Source organism: Streptomyces sp. NBC_00019, assembly GCF_045041015.1.
Lineage (GTDB): Bacteria > Actinomycetota > Actinomycetes > Streptomycetales > Streptomycetaceae > Streptomyces.
In genome coordinates, this window is record NZ_CP108302.1 from 6,605,246 (window position 1) to 6,623,911 (window position 18,666).

General features: G+C 71.0%; 18 protein-coding genes. 8 read left to right on the top strand and 10 right to left on the bottom strand.

Annotated elements, in window-relative coordinates; genetic code table 11:
* Positions 1-118 precede the first annotated feature (118 nt).
* From OHU89_RS31280 to OHU89_RS31290, 3 genes are all read right to left on the bottom strand, one after another.
* Positions 119-1,750 (bottom strand): phospho-sugar mutase, encoded by a 1,632-nt coding sequence (locus OHU89_RS31280; protein WP_405647817.1) that lies wholly within the window; start codon positions 1,748-1,750, stop codon positions 119-121.
* Between the two features lie 216 nt (positions 1,751-1,966).
* Positions 1,967-2,791, bottom strand: a complete 825-nt coding sequence (locus tag OHU89_RS31285) for a purine-nucleoside phosphorylase (RefSeq protein WP_046261167.1) — start codon at positions 2,789-2,791, stop codon at positions 1,967-1,969.
* Between the two features lie 121 nt (positions 2,792-2,912).
* Positions 2,913-3,350: a gamma-glutamylcyclotransferase gene (locus OHU89_RS31290; protein ID WP_405647819.1), complete on the bottom strand. Its 438-nt coding sequence runs from the start codon at positions 3,348-3,350 to the stop codon at positions 2,913-2,915.
* A 106-nt stretch (positions 3,351-3,456) separates the two neighbouring features.
* Between OHU89_RS31290 and OHU89_RS31295 the strand changes: the two genes are divergently transcribed.
* The gene (locus tag OHU89_RS31295; RefSeq protein ID WP_405647823.1) at positions 3,457-4,905 is read left to right on the top strand and encodes an NAD(P)H-quinone dehydrogenase; all 1,449 of its coding nucleotides are present in this window, start codon (positions 3,457-3,459) and stop codon (positions 4,903-4,905) included.
* Positions 4,906-5,107: 202 nt separating this feature from the next.
* Positions 5,108-6,028: a DeoR/GlpR family DNA-binding transcription regulator gene (locus tag OHU89_RS31300; protein ID WP_405654730.1), complete on the top strand. Its 921-nt coding sequence runs from the start codon at positions 5,108-5,110 to the stop codon at positions 6,026-6,028.
* A 126-nt stretch (positions 6,029-6,154) separates the two neighbouring features.
* On the opposite strand, the gene OHU89_RS31305 is transcribed toward OHU89_RS31300, so the two are convergent.
* Both OHU89_RS31305 and OHU89_RS31310 read right to left on the bottom strand, forming a co-directional pair.
* The gene (locus OHU89_RS31305; protein ID WP_405647826.1) at positions 6,155-6,748 is read right to left on the bottom strand and encodes a TetR/AcrR family transcriptional regulator; all 594 of its coding nucleotides are present in this window, start codon (positions 6,746-6,748) and stop codon (positions 6,155-6,157) included.
* A gap of 126 nt (positions 6,749-6,874) precedes the next feature.
* Entirely contained in the window at positions 6,875-8,647 is a 1,773-nt protein-coding gene (locus OHU89_RS31310) for an acetyl/propionyl/methylcrotonyl-CoA carboxylase subunit alpha (RefSeq protein WP_405647828.1), read from the bottom strand.
* A 363-nt stretch (positions 8,648-9,010) separates the two neighbouring features.
* Here OHU89_RS31310 and OHU89_RS31315 point away from each other — a divergent pair, with 363 nt between their 5' ends.
* Positions 9,011-9,529 carry a hypothetical protein gene (locus OHU89_RS31315; protein ID WP_365392101.1) on the top strand — a complete coding sequence of 173 codons (519 nt, stop codon included), beginning with the start codon at positions 9,011-9,013 and terminating at the stop codon, positions 9,527-9,529.
* On the opposite strand, the gene OHU89_RS31320 is transcribed toward OHU89_RS31315, so the two are convergent.
* Both OHU89_RS31320 and mmpB read right to left on the bottom strand, forming a co-directional pair.
* Positions 9,498-10,118: a Maf family protein gene (locus OHU89_RS31320; RefSeq protein WP_405647832.1), complete on the bottom strand. Its 621-nt coding sequence runs from the start codon at positions 10,116-10,118 to the stop codon at positions 9,498-9,500. The genes OHU89_RS31315 and OHU89_RS31320 overlap by 32 nt on opposite strands.
* Before the next feature lie 22 nt (positions 10,119-10,140).
* Positions 10,141-10,269: a morphogenic membrane protein MmpB gene (gene mmpB / locus OHU89_RS31325; protein ID WP_095046738.1), complete on the bottom strand. Its 129-nt coding sequence runs from the start codon at positions 10,267-10,269 to the stop codon at positions 10,141-10,143.
* A 129-nt stretch (positions 10,270-10,398) separates the two neighbouring features.
* Between mmpB and OHU89_RS31330 the strand changes: the two genes are divergently transcribed.
* Positions 10,399-11,505, top strand: coding sequence for an SGNH/GDSL hydrolase family protein (locus tag OHU89_RS31330; RefSeq protein WP_405647834.1), 1,107 nt, complete (start codon positions 10,399-10,401; stop codon positions 11,503-11,505).
* Here OHU89_RS31330 and OHU89_RS31335 read toward each other — a convergent pair.
* Both OHU89_RS31335 and OHU89_RS31340 read right to left on the bottom strand, forming a co-directional pair.
* Positions 11,502-11,711 carry an acyl-CoA carboxylase epsilon subunit gene (locus tag OHU89_RS31335; protein WP_405647837.1) on the bottom strand — a complete coding sequence of 70 codons (210 nt, stop codon included), beginning with the start codon at positions 11,709-11,711 and terminating at the stop codon, positions 11,502-11,504. The genes OHU89_RS31330 and OHU89_RS31335 overlap by 4 nt on opposite strands.
* 9 nt (positions 11,712-11,720) lie before the next feature.
* Complete coding sequence (locus OHU89_RS31340) at positions 11,721-13,316, bottom strand: acyl-CoA carboxylase subunit beta (protein ID WP_266888718.1); 1,596 nt, start codon at positions 13,314-13,316, stop codon at positions 11,721-11,723.
* A 110-nt stretch (positions 13,317-13,426) separates the two neighbouring features.
* Here OHU89_RS31340 and OHU89_RS31345 point away from each other — a divergent pair, with 110 nt between their 5' ends.
* Positions 13,427-14,296 carry a biotin--[acetyl-CoA-carboxylase] ligase gene (locus OHU89_RS31345; RefSeq protein ID WP_405647839.1) on the top strand — a complete coding sequence of 290 codons (870 nt, stop codon included), beginning with the start codon at positions 13,427-13,429 and terminating at the stop codon, positions 14,294-14,296.
* Positions 14,297-14,493: 197 nt separating this feature from the next.
* Positions 14,494-15,609, top strand: a complete 1,116-nt coding sequence (locus OHU89_RS31350; protein WP_405647841.1) for an adenylate/guanylate cyclase domain-containing protein — start codon at positions 14,494-14,496, stop codon at positions 15,607-15,609.
* Between the two features lie 7 nt (positions 15,610-15,616).
* Here OHU89_RS31350 and OHU89_RS31355 read toward each other — a convergent pair whose 3' ends face one another.
* Complete coding sequence (locus OHU89_RS31355; protein ID WP_405647843.1) at positions 15,617-16,249, bottom strand: hypothetical protein; 633 nt, start codon at positions 16,247-16,249, stop codon at positions 15,617-15,619.
* A 219-nt stretch (positions 16,250-16,468) separates the two neighbouring features.
* Here OHU89_RS31355 and OHU89_RS31360 point away from each other — a divergent pair, with 219 nt between their 5' ends.
* Complete coding sequence (locus tag OHU89_RS31360) at positions 16,469-17,263, top strand: enoyl-CoA hydratase/isomerase family protein (protein ID WP_266888714.1); 795 nt, start codon at positions 16,469-16,471, stop codon at positions 17,261-17,263.
* Between the two features lie 214 nt (positions 17,264-17,477).
* Complete coding sequence (locus tag OHU89_RS31365; protein ID WP_405647845.1) at positions 17,478-18,626, top strand: diguanylate cyclase domain-containing protein; 1,149 nt, start codon at positions 17,478-17,480, stop codon at positions 18,624-18,626.
* The last annotated feature ends 40 nt before the right edge of the window (positions 18,627-18,666 follow it).

Genomic DNA, 18,666 nt, shown 5'->3' on the forward strand with positions numbered 1-18,666 from the left:
ACGGGACAACCGTCACCGTTGCCCGGGGTGGGCGCCGAGGCGTGGAGCGCGCGTCGATCGACGCGGTGAAATCACCCGTTGGGCTGCCCCCGTCGGTGAGGGCAGCCCAACGGGCGGGTCAGATGCCGGCCGCCGCCGACAGGTCCCGCTTGATCGTCGCCAGCAGGTCCGTCGCCTTCGCGTGGGCCGTGGGCAGGTCGGCGTGGGAGGCGACCGGGACGACGACCTCCAGGTAGCACTTGAGCTTGGGCTCGGTGCCGCTGGGCCGGACGATGACGCGGGCGCCGTCGAGGGTGTACCGCAGACCGTCGGTGGGCGGCAGCTTGTCGGTGCCCCTCGTGAGGTCCTCGGCCTTGGTGATCGCCAGTCCGGCCAGCTCGGTCGGCGGCTGCTCGCGCAGGCGCCGCATGGCGTCGGCGATGACCGACAGGTCCTCGACGCGGACCGCCAGCTGGTCGGTGGCGTGCAGACCGTGCTCCACGGCGAGGTCGTCGAGGAGATCGAGCAGCGTGCGCCCCTGCTCCTTGAGCTCCGACGCCAGCTCGGTGATCAGGAGGGCGGCGGTGATGCCGTCCTTGTCCCGTACGCCGTCGGGGTCGACGCAGTAGCCGAGGGCCTCCTCGTAGCCGTAGCGCAGGCCCTCGACACGGGCGATCCACTTGAAGCCGGTGAGGGTCTCCTCGTAGGGGAGGTTCGCCTTCTCGGCGATCCGGCCGAGGAGGGAGGAGGAGACGATGGACTCGGCGAAGGTCCCCTGCGCGCCGCGTCGGACGAGGTGCGCGGCGAGGAGCGCGCCGACCTCGTCACCGCGCAGCATCCGCCAGTCGGCGCCGGCCTTGACGGCCACGGCGCAGCGGTCGGCGTCCGGGTCGTTGGCGATGATCAGGTCGGGGTCCGTCTCGCGGGCCTTGGCGAAGGCGAGGTCCATCGCGCCGGGCTCTTCCGGGTTGGGGAAGGCGACGGTCGGGAAGTCCGGGTCGGGCTCGGCCTGCTCGGCGACGAGCACCGGCTCCGGGAAGCCGGCGCGGGCGAAGGCGGCGAGGAGGACGTCCTTGCCGACGCCGTGCATCGCCGTGTAGACGGTCCGGGCGGTGCGGGGGGAGCCTTCCGACAGGACGGCGTCCGTGCGGGCCAGGTAGGCGTCGAGGACGGCGCCGTCGAGGATCTCCCAGCCGGCGTCCGGGCGGGGGACGTCGTCCAGGGACCGCACGGCGTCGATCTCGGCGGCGATCTCCGCGTCGGCGGGGGGCACGATCTGCGATCCGTCGCCGAGGTAGACCTTGTAGCCGTTGTCGCGGGGCGGGTTGTGGCTGGCGGTGACCTCCACGCCGGCGACCGCGCCGAGGTGCCTTATGGCGTACGCCAGGACGGGGGTGGGGAGGGGGTGGGGGAGGACGGCGGCCCTGAGTCCGGCGCCGGTCATCACGGCCGCGGTGTCGCGGGCGAAGTCGGCGGACTTGTGGCGGGCGTCGTAACCGATGACGACGAGACCGTCCCTCCGGCCCTTCCCCTTGAGGTACGCGGCGAGACCGGCGGCGGCGCGGATGACCACACTGCGGTTCATACGCATCGGTCCGGCCCCGAGCTCGCCCCTGAGGCCCGCCGTGCCGAACTGGAGGGTGCCGCTGAAGCGCGCGGCGAGTTCGGTGACGTCTCCGGCCTCGATGAGCTTGGCGAGCTCGTCACGGGTCTCCGTGTCGGGATCCTCGGCCAGCCATGCGGTGGCTCGTGCGATGAGATCGTCGTGCACGTCGGGTCAACCTCTCGTGTCGGTGTGCGGGGACTCCCAGGGGGCTCCGCCCCTCAAACGCCGGAGGGGCTGAATTCACTGACGACCGTCACTGCATTTCAGCCCGTCCGGCGTTTGAGGACGAGGCCCTTGAGGGGCCGAAGCGGGGGTCTGGGGGCGCAGCCCCCAGGGATGGGACGGGTAGGGGCGGCGGGGGCGAGGAAAAAGCCCCGTCGGCTACAGCCGGCTCAGCACCTGGCCCAGCAGCGCACCCATCTGGGTCGCCGAGTCACGGCCAGCCTGGAGAACCTCCTCGTGGTTCAGAGGCTCGCCCGTCATACCCGCGGCGAGGTTGGTCACCAGGGAGATACCCAGAACCTCCGCACCCGCCTCGCGCGCAGCGATCGCCTCGAGGACCGTCGACATACCCACCAGGTCCGCACCGATGACACGGGCCATCCGGATCTCGGCCGGCGTCTCGTAGTGCGGGCCGGGGAACTGGGCGTAGACACCCTCCTCCAGCGTGGGATCGATCTCCTTGCACAGGGCGCGAAGACGGGGGGAGTACAGATCCGTCAGGTCCACGAAGTTCGCGCCGATGATGGGCGACGTCGCCGTGAGGTTGATGTGGTCGCTGATCAGCACCGGCTGCCCGGGACGCATGCCCTCGCGCAGCCCCCCGCAGCCGTTGGTCAGCACGATCGTCTTGCAGCCGGCCGCCACGGCCGTACGGACGCCGTGCGCGACGGCGGCCACACCACGGCCCTCGTAGTAGTGCGTGCGGCCCAGGAAGACCAGGGCCCGCTTCTCGCCGATCTTGTACGAGCGGATCTTGCCGCCGTGGCCCTCGACCGCCGGCGGCGGGAACCCGGGCAGCTCGGTGACCTGGAACTCGGCGTCGGGAACGCCGAGCGCGTCCACGGCCGGAGCCCAGCCGGAGCCCATCACGAGGGCGACGTCGTGGGTCTCGGCGCCGGTCAGTTCGCGCAGGCGCGCGGCGGCGGCGTCGGCGGCGGCATGCGGGTCGCCCTGGATGTCGTCCGGAAGAAGAGATGCGTTCACGCGGATGAGCGTAGCCTCTTCCGGCCTACGCGCGTAGATGACAGAGCTAACGGGATGACGATCGTTGTCTTGTCGTTTCCAACGAAGTCCGGCGCAAGGAGGGGCACGAGGGGCGCGAGAGCTAGCAGGGGCGCTTGCGGAGTTCCATCACATAGTCGTGGGGCGCCCCCGCCGATTCCGCCGCGTCCGCGATCTCGCCGAGGTAGCGCGCCGACGGCAGGCCCCCCTCGTACGCGTCGAGGACGTACAGCCACGCCGACTCCTCGGTCTCCAGGGTGTGCACCCGCACCCGCATCCGGCGGTAGATGCCGAGGCCGACACCCTCCCAGCGGTCCATCGAGTCCTCGTCCGGCGGCGCGATGTCGTACAGCGCGACGAAGACCTGGGACTCGGGGTCCTCGACGAGCGTCGCGAGCGCACCGTCCCAGCCCATCTGCTCGCCGCCGAAGGTCAGCCGCCATCCGTTCAGCCAGCCGGTCGCGCGCATCGGCGAGTGCGGTGCGCGGCGCGTCATCAGCCGCGCGTCGAGGTTGCCGGCGTACGCGGCGTAGAGCGACATGGGGAGAGGGTACGGCAGTCGAAACGGCCGACCCGCCCGTCCCGTAGGTAACAACATGGACCGTCCCGTGGCCCCCGGGCAGTAGCACCTTGAAGCGTGCGGGACAATGGAGTACGTGACTCGGATCGTGATCATCGGTGGCGGACCCGGCGGATACGAAGCGGCGCTGGTAGCAGCGCAGCTCGGCGCGGAGGTGACCGTCGTCGACTGCGACGGTCTGGGCGGAGCGTCGGTCCTGACCGACTGCGTGCCGTCGAAGACTCTTATCGCTACGGCCGAGGTGATGACCACCTTCGACTCGTCGTACGAAGAGCTCGGCATCATCGTCGCCGACGACACCCCACCCCTGGAGCAGGCCGCCCGTGTGGTCGGCGTGGACCTCGGGAAGGTCAACCGTCGTGTGAAGCGGCTCGCGCTCGCGCAGTCCCACGACATCACCGCCTCCGTCACCCGCGCCGGCGCCCGGGTGCTGCGCGGCCGTGGCCGCCTCGAGGGCATGCAGGCCCTCGACGGCTCCCGCAAGGTCATCGTCCAGGCCGCCGACGGCAGCGAGGAGACCCTCGTCGCCGACGCCGTCCTCATCGCGACCGGCGGCCATCCCCGCGAGGTGCCCGACGCCCAGCCCGACGGCGAGCGCATCCTCAACTGGACGCAGGTCTACGACCTCACCGAGCTGCCGGAAGAGCTCATCGTGGTCGGTTCCGGTGTGACCGGTGCCGAGTTCGCCGGTGCCTACCAGGCGCTCGGCTCGAAGGTCACCCTCGTCTCGTCCCGTGACCGGGTCCTCCCCGGCGAGGACCCGGACGCCGCCGCCGTGCTGGAGGACGTCTTCCGGCGCCGCGGCATGAACGTCATGGCCCGCTCCCGCGCCGCCGCCGCCAAACGGGTCGGCGACCGGGTCGAGGTCACCCTCTCCGACGGCCGCGTCATCACCGGTACCCACTGCCTCATGGCCGTCGGCGCCATCCCCAACAGCGCGGGCCTCGGTCTGGAGGAGGCCGGCGTCAAGGTGCGCGAGTCCGGGCACATCTGGACCGACAAGGTGTCCAGGACGACGGCTCCCGGCGTGTACGCCGCCGGTGACGTGACCGGTGTCTTCGCCCTCGCGTCCGTGGCCGCCATGCAGGGCCGTATCGCCATGTACCACTTCCTCGGCGACGCGGTAGCCCCGCTCAACCTCAAGACCGTCTCCTCCAACGTCTTCACCGACCCCGAGATCGCCACGGTCGGCTACACGCAGGCGGACGTGGACGGGGGCAAGATCGACGCCCGTGTCGTCAAGCTCCCGCTGCTGCGCAACCCGCGCGCCAAGATGCAGGGCATCCGCGACGGCTTCGTCAAGATCTTCTGCCGTCCCGGCACGGGCATCGTCGTCGGCGGTGTGGTCGTGTCGCCGCGCGCCTCGGAACTGATCCATCCGATCTCGATCGCGGTCGACAACAACCTGACCGTCGAGCAGATCGCGAACGCCTTCACCGTGTACCCGTCTCTTTCGGGCTCGATCGCCGAGGTCGCACGCCAGCTCCACACCCGCAAGGAGACGGCCGAGAGCTGACGGCTGAAACCGACTCCCCGCTGGTCACAGGGAGTTGTCGACCATTCGTACGGCATAGTCGAGGGGCGTAGGCCCTATACCACTCCCGACCCTTCTGTGCGAACAACTTCTGTTATTCGGCGCATACTGCTGAAAGCAGACGGTCGTTGGGGTTACTGTCAGTTTCGTGTTCGCTGCAGAACGTCGCCAATTGATCCTCGAAATGGTGCGAGCGAACGGGGCCGTATCGCTCCGTGAGCTCGCCCGCGTCGTCCAGACCTCCGAAGTGACCGTACGGCGGGACGTGCGCGCACTGGAGGCAGAAGGACTCCTCGACCGCCGACATGGCGGTGCGGTATTGCCGGGCGGGTTCACGCGGGAGTCCGGCTTTCCGCAGAAATCACATCTCGCGACCGCCGAGAAGACGGCCATCGCCGACCTCGCCGCGAACTTCGTCGAAGAGGGCGAAGCGATCGTGGTCGGGGCGGGTACGACGACACAGGAGCTGGCCCGTCGGCTCGCTCGCGTACCCGGGCTGACCGTCGTCACCAACTCCCTGCTGGTGGCTCAGGCGTTGGCCCATGCCAACCGGGTGGAAGTCGTGATGACCGGCGGCACTCTGCGCGGTTCCAACTACGCCCTGGTGGGCTCCGGCGCCGAGCAGTCCCTCCAGGGGCTGCGGGTCTCGCGGGCCTTCCTGTCCGGGAGCGGACTCACCGCCGAGCGCGGGCTGTCGACGTCCAACATGCTGTCGGCATCCGTCGACCGGGCGCTGGTGCAGGCCGCCGCGGAGGTCGTCGTCCTCGCCGATCACACCAAGCTCGGTTCGGACACGATGTTCCAGACCGTGCCCACGGATGTGATCACCCGGCTGGTGACCGACGAGCCCCCGGCGCACGACGATCGTGCGGCCACGGAGTTGCAGGCGCTGGCCGACCAGGGTGTTCAGATCGCTGTCGCCGGGGCCTCGGGGAGTGATTCGGTCCCCCCGCGCAAACCTCGCCGGGACGTGTCCCTCCCAGGGCCTCGCCGAGTGCCGGCCGGCTCCGCCGGGGCGGGGCTTCGGGCAACGTCGGTTCTGAGTGAGCCGGCGGCGGGGGCGGAGCAGCGGGCGGCTCGGGTTGCGGATATGCGGCGGCGTTAGGTTCGGGTTCGCCTATTCGCCGTAGGGGTTCGTGTCTGTTGCGCGGGTGCCGGTTGGGTGTGGCTGGTCGCGCCCCGCGGCGGAGCCGCCGATGTCACAGCCCCGCGCCCCTAGGGGGCGTTGTCCCTAGGCGGGTTTCAAGCCCCGTAGCGTCAGCATCAGCAATCTGTCCGCCAGGTCCGGGTCGCTCGACGTCTCCTCCGCTGCCAGCGCGATGGCGTGTGTCAGCTGGAGCAGATCACCGATCACCACGTCCTCGCGTACCGCACCCGCCTCCTGCGCGCGGGTCAGGAGGGCGCCGCCCGCTTCCCGGATGGGGTCGCTGCACCGCGCCAGGGCCGAGGTGTCGTCGTGGGAGACGGACATCAACGCCCTTGCCAGGCCCCGGTACTCGCTCGCCTGGCTGATCATCTCGCGCAGCCAGGTCACCAGGGCCGCACAGGGCTCCGGTGACCGGCGCAGTTCGCTCGCGCGAGCCAGCAGGTCGTTCACCGCGTCCTCGAAGACCGCGCTCAACAGGGCGTTGCGGTTGGGGAAGTGGCGGTAGAGGGTGCCGATGCCCACGCCTGCTCGGCGGGCCACGTCCTCCAGGGACGCTTCGGAGCCGTGGGCGGCGAAGGCGGTGCGGGCCTCGGCGAGGAGGCGGTCGTAGTTGCGGCGGGCGTCCGCGCGCATGGCACGCGTCGCCGTGGGTGTCGCCGTGGCCTCCTGGTTCCCCATGGCTCCCACCTGCCCTCTCTCGTGCCCGCGTGTGTCTCCAGGATGCCGGAAAAGGAGCGCCCGGCGGACTGACAGTCAGTCCGCCGGGCGCTCCGGGATGTCCTACGACCTTCCGGGGAAGGTGGGTCAGTCCTTGATCTCGCAGATCGCCGCACCCGAGGTGAGCGAGGCGCCGACCTCGGCGGACAGGCCCTTGATGGTGCCGGACTTGTGCGCGTTGAGCGGCTGTTCCATCTTCATGGCCTCCAGGACGACGACCAGGTCGCCCTCCTTGACCTCCTGGCCCTCCTCGACGGCGATCTTGACGATCGTGCCCTGCATCGGGGAGGCGAGGGTGTCGCCGGAGGCGACGGGGCCGGACTTCTTGGCCGCGCGGCGCTTGGGCTTGGCGCCCGCCGCGAGGCCGGTGCGGGCCAGGGACATGCCGAGCGAGGACGGCAGGGAGACCTCGAGGCGCTTGCCGCCGACCTCGACGATGACCGTCTCGCGGTCCTGCTTCTCGTCCGTCTCCGCGTCGGCGGGGGCGGCGAAGGGCTTGATCTCGTTGACGAACTCGGTCTCGATCCAGCGGGTGTGGACCGTGAAGGGGTCCTCGCTGCCGGTCAGCTCCGGAGCGAACGCCGGGTCCTTGACGACCGCGCGGTGGAACGGGATGGCCGTGGCCATGCCCTCCACCTGGAACTCCTCCAGGGCACGCGCGGCACGCTGCAGGGCCTGCTCACGGGTGGCACCGGTGACGATCAGCTTGGCCAGCAGGGAGTCCCAGGCCGGGCCGATGACCGAGCCGGACTCGACGCCGGCGTCCAGCCGGACGCCCGGGCCGGACGGTCCGTTGAACACGGTGACCGTGCCGGGGGCCGGGAGGAAGTTGCGGCCCGGGTCCTCGCCGTTGATGCGGAACTCGAAGGAGTGGCCGCGCAGCTCCGGGTCGCCGTAGCCGAGCGCCTCGCCGTCTGCGATGCGGAACATCTCGCGGACGAGGTCGATGCCGGCGACCTCCTCGGTGACCGGGTGCTCCACCTGGAGACGGGTGTTGACCTCCAGGAAGGAGATCGTGCCGTCGAGGCCGACGAGGAACTCCACGGTGCCGGCGCCGACGTAGCCGGCCTCCTTGAGGATGGCCTTCGAGGAGGCGTACAGCTCGGCGACCTGGGCGTCGGAGAGGAAGGGCGCGGGGGCCTCCTCGACCAGCTTCTGGTGGCGGCGCTGCAGCGAGCAGTCACGCGTCGACACGACGACCACGTTGCCGTGGGAGTCGGCCAGGCACTGCGTCTCCACGTGCCGCGGCTTGTCCAGGTAGCGCTCGACGAAGCACTCGCCGCGGCCGAACGCGGCGACGGCCTCACGGACCGCCGACTCGTAGAGCTCCGGTACCTCTTCGAGGGTGCGGGCGACCTTCAGACCGCGACCGCCACCACCGAAGGCGGCCTTGATGGCGATCGGCAGACCGTGCTCCTCGGCGAAGGCCACGACCTCCTCCGCACCGGAGACCGGGTCCGGCGTACCGGCGACCAGCGGGGCGCCCGCGCGCTGCGCGATGTGCCGGGCGGCCACCTTGTCACCCAGGTCACGGATGGCCTGCGGGGGCGGGCCGATCCAGATCAGGTCCGCGTCCAGGACCGCCTGAGCGAACTCGGCGTTCTCGGACAGGAATCCGTAGCCCGGATGGATGGCGTCCGCACCCGACTCGCGCGCCGCGTTCAGGACCTTCTCGATGTCCAGGTAGCTCGTCGCCGGGGTGTCACCACCCAGGGCGAACGCCTCATCCGCGGCGCGGACATGCAGAGCGTCCCGATCCGGGTCGGCGTACACGGCCACGCTCGCGATGCCGGCATCCCGGCAGGCCCGGGCAACGCGGACAGCGATTTCGCCACGGTTGGCGATGAGCACCTTGCGCACGATTGAGGCTCCCTCCTTGAAACAAGCCGAGTTTAGGGACTGCCGACACGGCACTTCGACCCGTCCCCAATGGTGAGCTTGCCCACACGGAGCGTGATTCGAGGCTCGCTCGACCCGCGAAATCCCTTGTCGCACCTCGGTACGCAGGACTCCTCCGGGAAACCCTAGCCCCCCTCTGTGGTCAAGGTCTCTGTGAGAGCGTGCTGCGGACCACTCGCTTTCTTTGTGGAGTCCCTACGAATGGCCCAATGATTCTTTGCCCTCCGTAGAACCCTTGTCCCGCGGTTTACCCGTTAGTAGCGTTCGCGTGTATCGAACGTACTTGAGGTAACAAGAGCTCGGCTTGAGAGTGGGTGGGGGCCGGTGGTGCGTAGACCGGTGGCATGGATCGTGGCGGTCGTGCTCTTCGTCGAGGCGCTCGGTATCGCGGCGGTGCAGTGGTTCATGGGCGTCGTCGTGGACCGGCAGGACATGTCCCTGGCGGGACTGGACCCGGACGTGATGTCGCTGTCGTCGAAGATCGGCGGCATCGTCTTCGGTCTCTACTTCGCGCTGTGCGGCGTGGTCGCGCTGCTCGTGGCGTTGCGGAACCGTCCGCCGGCCGGCCTCGGCCGCGTCCTGCTGATCAGCGCGGCCGTGGTGCACGCGCTGCTGGGCGCGTTCGCGTGGGGGCTGCTGGGCTGGCCCGAATTCGTGTTCATGGTGGCCGTGCTCGGCCTCATAGTGCTGCTCCTGATGACGTACGACCGTCCTCAGGAGCCCGCCGACGCGAAGCCGGACGCCCCCAAGGGGGACCCGGAGGGCCCCAGGGCGGGTCCGGAGACCCCCGAGGGGGACGGTGCGAGCCCGGTCAGGCCTGCGCCGGCGCCCACAACTCCGTGATGCCGACGCCCAGTCGGGCCAGCAGCTTGCGAACGAGGGGCAGGCTGATGCCGATCACGTTGCCGTGGTCGCCGTCGATGCCCTCGATGAACGGCGCCGAGCGGCCGTCCAGGGTGAACGCCCCGGCGACGTAGAGGGGTTCGCCGGAGGCGACGTACGCGGCGATCTCCTCGTCGGTCGGCTCGCCGAAGCGGACGACGGTCGAGGCGACGCCGGAGACATACCGTCCGGTGACGGTGTCGTAGATGCAGTGCCCGGTCTGCAGCGTGCCCGCGCGGCCGCGCATGGCCTTCCAACGGGCGGTGGCCTCCTCCTGGTCGGCGGGCTTGCCGAGCGCCTCGCCGTCCAGGTCGAGCACCGAGTCGCAGCCGATCACCAGCGCGCCCTTGACCTCGGGCTTCGCCGAGACGACGGAAGCCTTCGCCTCGGCCAGGGCGAGCGCCAGATCGGCGGGGGTGAGGGCGGTGACGGCGTCCTCGTCGACCCCGCTCACCAGCACCTCGGGGGTCAGTCCGGCCTGCCTCAGCAGGTTGAGCCGGGCGGGGGACTGCGAGGCGAGAACGAGTCGGCGGCGCGGCTGATCAGTCATGCGGTCAGGGTATCGGCGTCCGTCAGCCGACGCCGAGCACGATCATCGCGAGCACCATGGCCAACGCGAGGAAGAGTCCCAGTCTCCGCAGCATGTCCTGCATGTCGCGCAGTTCCTTGGGCGGCTCGTTCTCGGGGTCGGACCACAACATGCCTCCAGGGTGCGGGGGAGGCCTGGGGCGACGCCTGAGTACGCGTACTCAAATTCACCAAAAGGGTCTGGAGTTCCGTTAGTCTGACTCCTGTTAAAGGAACTCTGGTCCCGTTTGGAAGGGCGTGCCATGTTCACCACCGTCTGGACCGCGTCACCTCAGCTGCCGAGCGAGGGCTTCACGCCCAACTGGTCCCGGGAGGGCTTCTGGCGGCAGTCGCTGCGTCAGGTCGTCCGGCTGAGCGGGGGCGGGGACCGGGTGCGGGTGCGGCTGTCCCACGCGTACGGCACCTCGCCGGTGCGGATCGCGGGCGCGAGCGCGGGGTACGCGGGATCGTCGACGAGGCTCACCTTCGAAGGCGGGCCGGACGCCGAGATCCCCGCACGCGGGGAGATCGTCAGCGACGCCGTCCGACTCGCCGTCGCGGCGGGGGAGTCGATGACGGTCACGCTGTACTTCGACACGGCGACCGGGCCCGCGACCTTCCACGCACAGGCCTTCACGACCAGCCGGCGGGGAGAGGGCGACCTGCTGGACGACGTGGACGGGGAGGGGTTCGAGGCGGCGAGCGAGTCCTGGTACTTCCTGAGCGCGGTGGAGGTGGACGCCGGCCGGACGGACGGGGTCGCGCTGTTCGGGGACTCCCTCACGGACGGGTTCGGATCCACACCGGGTGCGGACCGACGCTGGTCGGACACGCTGGCCCGGCTCACGGGACGGCCCGTCCTGAACGCGGGGATCGGCGGGAACCTGCTGCTCAACGACTCCGCGTGGTACGGGGAGAAGGGGGTTCACCGGTTGCGGCGGGACGTCCTGGAACGGCCTGGCGCGGACACGCTGGTCGTGCTGCTCGGGCTCAACGACATCGGGTTCAGCGAGACGGACGAGCAGCCGACGTACAAGCCGGCGCCGGTGGTGGAGGCGGACGAGATCGTCGCCGGATACCGGGAGTTGATACGGCAGGCAAGGGGCCGGGGACTGAGGGTGGTGGGTGCGACCCTGCTGCCCTTCGGCGGGTCCGACCACTGGGGTGAACACGCAGCGAAGGTGAGCCACGAGGTCAACGAGTGGATCCGTTGTTCAGGGGAGTACGACGCCGTGGTGGACCTGCAGCGGCTGATGGCCGATCCGCAGGACCCGGACCGGCTCGACCCCGCCTACGACTTCGGCGATCACCTGCACCCGAACGACGAGGGATACGAGGTGATGGCCGAAGCCGTGGCGGCGATCCTCTAACCGGGCCAGTAGGAACGTGCCCAGGTCGTCGGCCCCGGCTGGGGCAGACGGTGTGCCGCGATGCGGGACGGGTCCGACCACCCGTCCCGCTGTTCGGGGGCGCCGGACGGAGCGGCTGCTGCCGCCGCGGCGCGGGCTCGGACCACAGCCAGAGCGGCGGCCAGCTCCTCGGGGGTGGGGTTGCCCCGTACGACTCTGATCGTCACAGCGGCTCCTTAGAGGGGGATGTTGCCGTGCTTCTTCGGGGGCAGGGACTCCCGCTTGGTGCGCAGCTGGCGCAGGCCGCGGACGATGTGGCGGCGGGTGTCGGACGGCATGATGACCGAGTCGACGTAGCCGCGCTCGGCCGCGACGTAGGGGTTGAGGAGGGTGTCCTCGTACTCCCGGATCAGCCGGGCGCGGACCACCTCCAGATCCTCCCCGTTCGCCTCCGCCTCGGCGATCGTGCGCCGGTGCAGGATGTTGACCGCGCCCTGGGCGCCCATGACGGCGATCTGGGCGGTCGGCCAGGCGAGGTTGAGGTCGGCGCCCAGGTGCTTGGAGCCCATGACGTCGTAGGCGCCGCCGAAGGCCTTGCGGGTGATCACCGTGATCAGCGGGACCGTGGCCTCCGCGTACGCGTAGATCAGCTTGGCGCCGCGGCGGATGATGCCGTCGTGCTCCTGGTCGACGCCCGGGAGGAAGCCGGGCACGTCCACGAAGGTGATGACCGGGATGTTGAAGGCGTCGCAGGTACGGACGAAACGCGCCGCCTTCTCGCTCGCCGTGATGTCGAGGCAGCCGGCGAACTGCATCGGCTGGTTGGCGACGATGCCGACCGGGTGCCCCTCCACGCGGCCGAAGCCGGTGAGGATGTTCGGTGCGAACAGGGCCTGCGTCTCGAAGAACTCGGCGTCGTCCAGGACGTGTTCGATCACCGAGTGCATGTCGTACGGCTGGTTCGCGCTGTCCGGCACGATCGTGTCCAGCTCGCGGTCCTCGTCGGTGAGGGCGAGGTCCGCCTCCTCCGCGAAGACCGGCGCCTCGGAGAGGTTGTTGGACGGCAGGTACGACAGCAGCTGCTTGACGTACTCGATGGCGTCCTTCTCGTCCCCGGCCATGTGATGCGCCACGCCGGACACCGAGTTGTGGGTGCGGGCGCCGCCCAGCTCCTCGAAGCCGACATCCTCGCCGGTGACCGTCTTGATGACGTCCGGGCCGGTGATGAACATGTGCGAGGTCTGGTCGACCATCACCGTGAAGTCGGTGATGGCGGGGGAGTACACGGCGCCACCCGCGCACGGCCCGACGACCAGGCTGATCTGCGGGATGACCCCCGACGCGTGGGTGTTACGGCGGAAGATCTCGCCGTACGCGCCGAGCGAGGCGACACCCTCCTGGATCCGCGCGCCACCCGAGTCGTTGATGCCGATGACCGGACAGCCGGTCTTCAGCGCGAAGTCCATGACCTTGACGATCTTCTGGCCGTAGACCTCGCCCAGGGCGCCGCCGAAGACGGTGAAGTCCTGCGAGAACACGGCGACGGGGCGGCCGTCGACGGTTCCGTACCCGGTGACGACTCCGTCGCCGTACGGGCGGTTGTTCTCCAGGCCGAAGTTGGTGGAGCGGTGCCGCGCGAACTCGTCCAACTCCGCGAAGGAGTCCTCGTCGAGCAGCAGCTCGATCCGCTCACGGGCCGTCAACTTGCCCTTGGCGTGCTGTTTTTCGACGGCGCGTGCGGAGCCGGCGTGCGTCGCTTCCTCGAAGCGGCGCTGGAGATCCGCGAGCTTGCCCGCGGTGGTGTGGATGTCGATCTCTACCGGCTCGGACATCGGGGGGCGGCTCCCTGCCTGCTCAAAAGGGGGGACGGTTACTCATCCGTAGAGTAGTGGTGGCGCTACCAATCAGCAGTGCGGCGTTTCACACACCTAGGGTGGCTTGCATGACGCCGCGAGATGCTTCAGACGACAGCCGTTGGTCCGACCTCGATCGTCCGCCCCTCAATGGGGCCGCGCTGCGGCGAGGGCTGGTGCGGGACGGTGGGCACGGGGGGCTGTACTGCGATGTGGATGTCGTGCAGCGCACCGGGTCCACCAACAACGACCTGGTGGAGCTCGCCGTGAAGGGGGAGGCCGAGGAGGGTGCGGTTCTCGTCGCCGAGGAGCAGACGGCCGGGCGGGGCCGACTGGACCGGCAGTGGACGGCACCGGCCCGCTCCGGGCTCTTCTTCTCCGTCCTGCTGAAGCCGACCGAGGTGCCGGTGACCCGCTGGGGCTGGCTGCCCTTGCTGACGGGCGTGGCCGTCGCGACGGGGCTGTCCCGGGCGGCGGGCATCGACACGGCACTCAAGTGGCCCAACGACCTGCTGGTTTCCATCGGCGGCGAGGAACGCAAGGCCGGCGGGATCCTCGCGGAGCGGGCCGGGGAGGACGGGGTCGTCGTCGGCGTCGGCATCAACGTCACGTTGCGTGAGGAGGAGCTCCCGGTCCCGCAGGCGGGTTCGCTGCTGCTGGCCGGGGCGATCACCACGGACCGTGACCCGTTGCTGCGGGCCGTGCTGCGGTCTCTGGAGGAGGGGTACGGCCGCTGGCGCGAGGCGGGGGGAGACCCGGCGGCGAGCGGTTTGCAGGAGACGTACGCGGCGGGCTGCGCGACGCTGGGGCGGACGGTACGTGCGGAGCTCCCGGGTGATCGTTCGATCACTGGGGAGGCGGTGGCGGTCGACGGCGACGGCCGCCTGGTGATCGCGACGGAGGAGGGCGTACAGGAGCCGGTGGGAGCAGGAGACATCGTCCATTTGCGACCTGCGTGACCGCACGCCCCCAAGGGGCGCGGGGCTGTGACATCAGCGGCTCCGCCGCGGGGCGCGACCAGCCACAACAGGCCCGCACGCGACCGGCAACACAAGCCACTCCTTCTCTCGGCTCCACGGGAGTGAGCTACGGCACACCTGACGTAAAGTGAAGGCCGGTCGATACCTGACCGCGGCAGATCGGAAGGGCAGCAGGCGTGACCGTCGACGACACGGGTTCCGGCGCGGACACGAACGGCGCCACCCCCGGAGGGGACCCGCACCCGCTCGCCGTGCGTCTGGAGGCGCTGATCCTCGGCGCCGAGCGGCGCTACACGCCCTTCCAGGCGGCCCGCACCGCCGGCGTCTCGATGGAGCTGGCCACCCGTTTCTGGCGGGCGATGGGCTTCGCGGACGTCGGACAGGCCAAGGCGTTCACGGAAGCCGACGTCCTCGCGCTGCGGCGCCTCGCCGGTCTGGTCGAGGCGGGGCTGCTGAGCGAGGCGATGGCCGTGCAGGTGGCCAGGTCCACCGGGCAGACCACCGCCCGGCTCGCGGAGTGGCAGATCGACTCCTTCCTGGAGGGCCTGACCGAGCCGCCCGAGCCGGGGATGACCCGTACCGAGGTGACGTACCCGATCATCGAGCTGCTCCTGCCCGAGCTGGAGGAGTTCCTCGTCTACGTCTGGCGGCGCCAGCTCGCCGCCTCGGCGGGCCGGGTCGTGCAGGCCGCCGACGACGAGGAGATGGTGGACCGGCGGCTCGCGGTCGGGTTCGCCGACCTCGTCGGGTTCACACGGCTGACCCGTCGTATGGAGGAGGAGGAACTCGGCGAGCTCGTCGAGGCCTTCGAGACCACCGCCGCCGACCTGGTCGCCGCGCACGGCGGCCGGCTCATCAAGACCCTCGGCGACGAGGTGCTGTACGCCGCCGACGACGCGGGCGTCGCCGCCGAGATCGCGCTGCGGCTCATCGAGACGATGGCGAACGACGAGACCATGCCGGAGCTGCGCGTCGGCATCGCCTTCGGCACGGTGACCACCCGTATGGGCGATGTCTTCGGTACGACGGTGAACCTGGCCTCCCGGCTGACCTCGATAGCTCCCCGGGACGCCGTGCTCGTCGACGCCGCGTTCGCCGAGGAGCTGATCCGCACCACCGAGGCCCCCGCCTCCGAGGCGGAGGCCGCCGAGGCCGCGGCCACCGCCGAGAAGGAGGGCGAGGAGCCGCCGACGTACCGCTTCGGGCTACAGCCGATGTGGCAGCGGCCGGTGCGTGGTCTGGGCGTGGTGGAGCCGTGGTTGCTGACGCGGCGCGCCGGCGGGCCGGCGTAACCGCTGCTCAGCGGCCCAGCGGGCCCACGCACAGTCCGATGACGGGCACGCACACCCCGCCGGGCTGCTGCGGTCCGGGGGACGGCGTGGTCTGACTCGGTGTCGGACCGGGCGCCGGCTGCGAGGCCGCGCTGCTCGGGGCCGCCGCCGGGGGTGTGGTCGCGGGTGCCGGGGTGTTCGGGGCGTCGGGGATGGTCGTGGCGACGGCCGCGGGGACCACGGAGCCCGCCGGTGCGACGGTCGTCGCGGACGGGAGCGGTACGAGGGTCCCGGCCGCCGTCGGTGCCGCGCCGGCCCCGCCCATCGTGGCGGTCGCCGACGGGCTCACCTTCGGTACCGAACCGACGGTCGCGGCGGCGTTGGTCGCCCGGTCCGTGCCGGTGCCGGGGTCGTCGAAGCGGGGTTCGGCCTCCGTGGTGGCGGTGCCCGGGCCGCCGCCGAGGCCGGGCTCGGACGCCAGCCGTACGAGGCCCAGTGCTCCGGCGGCCAGGGCGAGTCCGCCGGCGGCGAGGAGGATCTTGCGGGGGCGGGGGCGGCGGTGCCGGCCGCGGGGAGCCGCGAAGAGGCTGGGCGGTGCGATCTCCGGAGCCTGGGCGAAGGCCGCGTCCAGCCGTGGTGCGGTGTCCGTCATCGTCGTCATCGCGATCCCTCCCCATGCGCTCGCGCCCCCGGTGCGCCGAGCCGGAGCGCACGCTATGCGCTCCTGTGGGCGGTGGGACCCGAGTTGGGCGGGATGTCACTCGAACGGGGAGCCGGGCGGGAGTGCGGGAACCGGCCGCGCCTGCTGCCCTTTCGCGCCGGGGGCCGGGCTGCGATGATCGGGGCGGATGTTGTTAACCCGCGTTAACCGGAGGGTGTCATGAGCGAGGAACGGTTCGGGGAGTTCGTGCTGGTGCGGCGGCACGGGCACGTCGCGGAGCTCGCCCTCGACCGGCCGAAGGCCATGAACGCCGTGTCGACGGAGATGGCCCGGTCGCTGGCGGCGGCCTGTGCGGCGCTGGGGGACGACAAGGACGTACGGGTGGTCGTGCTGACGTCGACGCACGAGCGGGCGTTCTGTGTCGGGGCGGACCTCAAGGAACGGAACTCCTTCAGCGACGCCGACCTGGTGCGCCAGCGGCCGGTGGCTCGCGGTGCGTACACCGGGGTACTGGAACTCCCGGTGCCGACGATCGCGGCGGTGCACGGGTTTGCCTTGGGCGGCGGCTTTGAGCTGGCCCTGTCGTGTGACGTGATCGTGGCGGACCGTACGGCCGTGGTGGGGCTGCCCGAGGTCTCGGTCGGGGTGATTCCGGGCGGTGGGGGTACGCAGTTGCTCCCGCGGCGGGTGGGCGCCGCCCGGGCCGCGGAGCTGATCTTCACGGCGCGACGGGTGGAGGCCGGGGAGGCCCGGGAGCTGGGGCTCGTGGATCTGCTCGTGGAGGAGGGGCGGGACCGGGAGGAGGCGCTGGGGCTGGGGGCGCGGATCGCCGCGAACTCCCCGGTGGGGTTGAGAGCCGCGAAGAAGGCGTTGCGGCTCGGGCACGGGCTCGACCTGAGGGCGGGCCTCGAGGTCGAGGACGCGGCGTGGAGATCGGTGGCGTTCTCGGGGGACCGGGCGGAGGGGGTACGGGCGTTCAACGAGAAGAGGACGCCTGAGTGGCCGGGGGAGTAGTGGGCTGAGGGCGGGCGACATGTGGCTGACGTCAGCCACACGCACCTGAGGGGTGCGGGGCTGTGACATCAGCGGCTCCGCCGCGGGGTGCGACCAGCCCCCACGCACCCGCACTCCGCCGAACCGCTCAGCCGCCCCCACCTTTCCGCGCCCCCCAACACCTGTTCGGCGCATCAATGTCCCTGTTCGTCCCAAACCTCCCTAGCCTGGAGTGATGGGTGAGGACAAGCGGCTCGCGGCCGTCGTCGCGTTGGCTCAGGGCATGGCGGCAGCCCATGGTTCACGCGAGGCGTGGCGCGCCGCGGCGACCGGTGCCTGCCGTGCCCTCGGCGGGAGCTTCGCCGCGCTGTCCGTATGGGAGCGGGAGCTCGGACGACTCAGGGTCCTCGTCAACGTCGGCGAGCGGGCGCCCGACGAGAAGGAGTTCCCCGACGGCGAGGCGTACCCCGTCCACCAGTTCCCCGAGATCACCGAGTTCCTGCACGAGAGGTGGGCCGGCGGCGGCGAGCCCAACGCCTGGGTGGAGACGGCCGAGGGACCCGCCGCCGGGCGCCGGCCCGGATACGTCCACCAGCGAGTCGCCGCCCTCCGCAGAAGGGGCCGCGGCTGCTGCGTCGTCGCCCCCATCGTGCTCAACGGCCGCGCCTGGGGCGAGCTCTACGTCGCCCGCCCCGCCGGGCAACCCGTCTTCGACCGCGCCGACGCCGACTTCGCCACCGTCCTCGCCTCGGTCGTCGCCGCCGGGATCGCCCAGACCGAGCGGCTGGAGGAGGCGAGACGGCTGGCGTTCACCGACGCGCTCACCGGACTCGCGAACCGTCGCGCCGTCGACGTACGCCTTGACGAAGCGGTGGAGCGGCACAAGCGGGAGGGTGTCGTCGTCAGCCTCGTCGTCTGCGATCTGAACGGGCTCAAGCGTGTCAACGACACCCAGGGGCACGCCGTCGGGGACCGGCTTCTGGAGCGGTTCGGGTCCGTCCTCTCCCTCTGTGGCGCCATGCTGCCGGGGGCGCTCGCCGCGCGGCTCGGCGGGGACGAGTTCTGTCTGCTCGTCGTGGGGCCCGGGGCCGACGAGGTGGTGAAGGCCGCCGACGAACTGTGCCGCCGGGCCGCCGAGTTGGAGCTGGGGGACGGTGTGGCCTGCGGTGTCGCGTCGACCGAGGATCCCATCGGACCCGTCCGCTCCGCCCGCCGGCTGTTCCGGCTCGCCGACGCCGCGCAGTACCGGGCGAAGGCCGAACACGCCGCCAAGCCGGTCGTCGCGGGGCGGGAGGGGCCCGACGACCCCGTCGTACGACTGGCCGACGAGCCCTCAGGGGAAGGGCGTGCGGAGCGGCGGCGGTTCCGGGGGCGGCGTCTGTGACGTACGCACGGGTAAGGGGCAAACCCCTACCCCACTCGTG

Excerpts from the sequence above, each read along its gene's own strand:
- OHU89_RS31330 (WP_405647834.1), top strand. The coding sequence starts at position 10,399 with ATGTTCACCACCGTCTGGACCGCGTCACCTCAGCTGCCGAGCGAGGGC.
- OHU89_RS31300 (WP_405654730.1), top strand. The coding sequence starts at position 5,108 with ATGGTGCGAGCGAACGGGGCCGTATCGCTCCGTGAGCTCGCCCGCGTC.
- OHU89_RS31345 (WP_405647839.1), top strand. The coding sequence starts at position 13,427 with ATGACGCCGCGAGATGCTTCAGACGACAGCCGTTGGTCCGACCTCGAT.
- OHU89_RS31320 (WP_405647832.1), bottom strand. The coding sequence starts at position 10,118 with ATGACTGATCAGCCGCGCCGCCGACTCGTTCTCGCCTCGCAGTCCCCC.
- OHU89_RS31340 (WP_266888718.1), bottom strand. The coding sequence starts at position 13,316 with ATGTCCGAGCCGGTAGAGATCGACATCCACACCACCGCGGGCAAGCTC.
- OHU89_RS31290 (WP_405647819.1), bottom strand. The coding sequence starts at position 3,350 with ATGTCGCTCTACGCCGCGTACGCCGGCAACCTCGACGCGCGGCTGATG.
- mmpB (WP_095046738.1), bottom strand. The coding sequence starts at position 10,269 with ATGTTGTGGTCCGACCCCGAGAACGAGCCGCCCAAGGAACTGCGCGAC.
- OHU89_RS31295 (WP_405647823.1), top strand. The coding sequence starts at position 3,457 with ATGGAGTACGTGACTCGGATCGTGATCATCGGTGGCGGACCCGGCGGA.
- OHU89_RS31355 (WP_405647843.1), bottom strand. The coding sequence starts at position 16,249 with ATGACGACGATGACGGACACCGCACCACGGCTGGACGCGGCCTTCGCC.
- OHU89_RS31360 (WP_266888714.1), top strand. The coding sequence starts at position 16,469 with ATGAGCGAGGAACGGTTCGGGGAGTTCGTGCTGGTGCGGCGGCACGGG.
- OHU89_RS31365 (WP_405647845.1), top strand. The coding sequence starts at position 17,478 with ATGGGTGAGGACAAGCGGCTCGCGGCCGTCGTCGCGTTGGCTCAGGGC.
- OHU89_RS31305 (WP_405647826.1), bottom strand. The coding sequence starts at position 6,748 with ATGGGGAACCAGGAGGCCACGGCGACACCCACGGCGACGCGTGCCATG.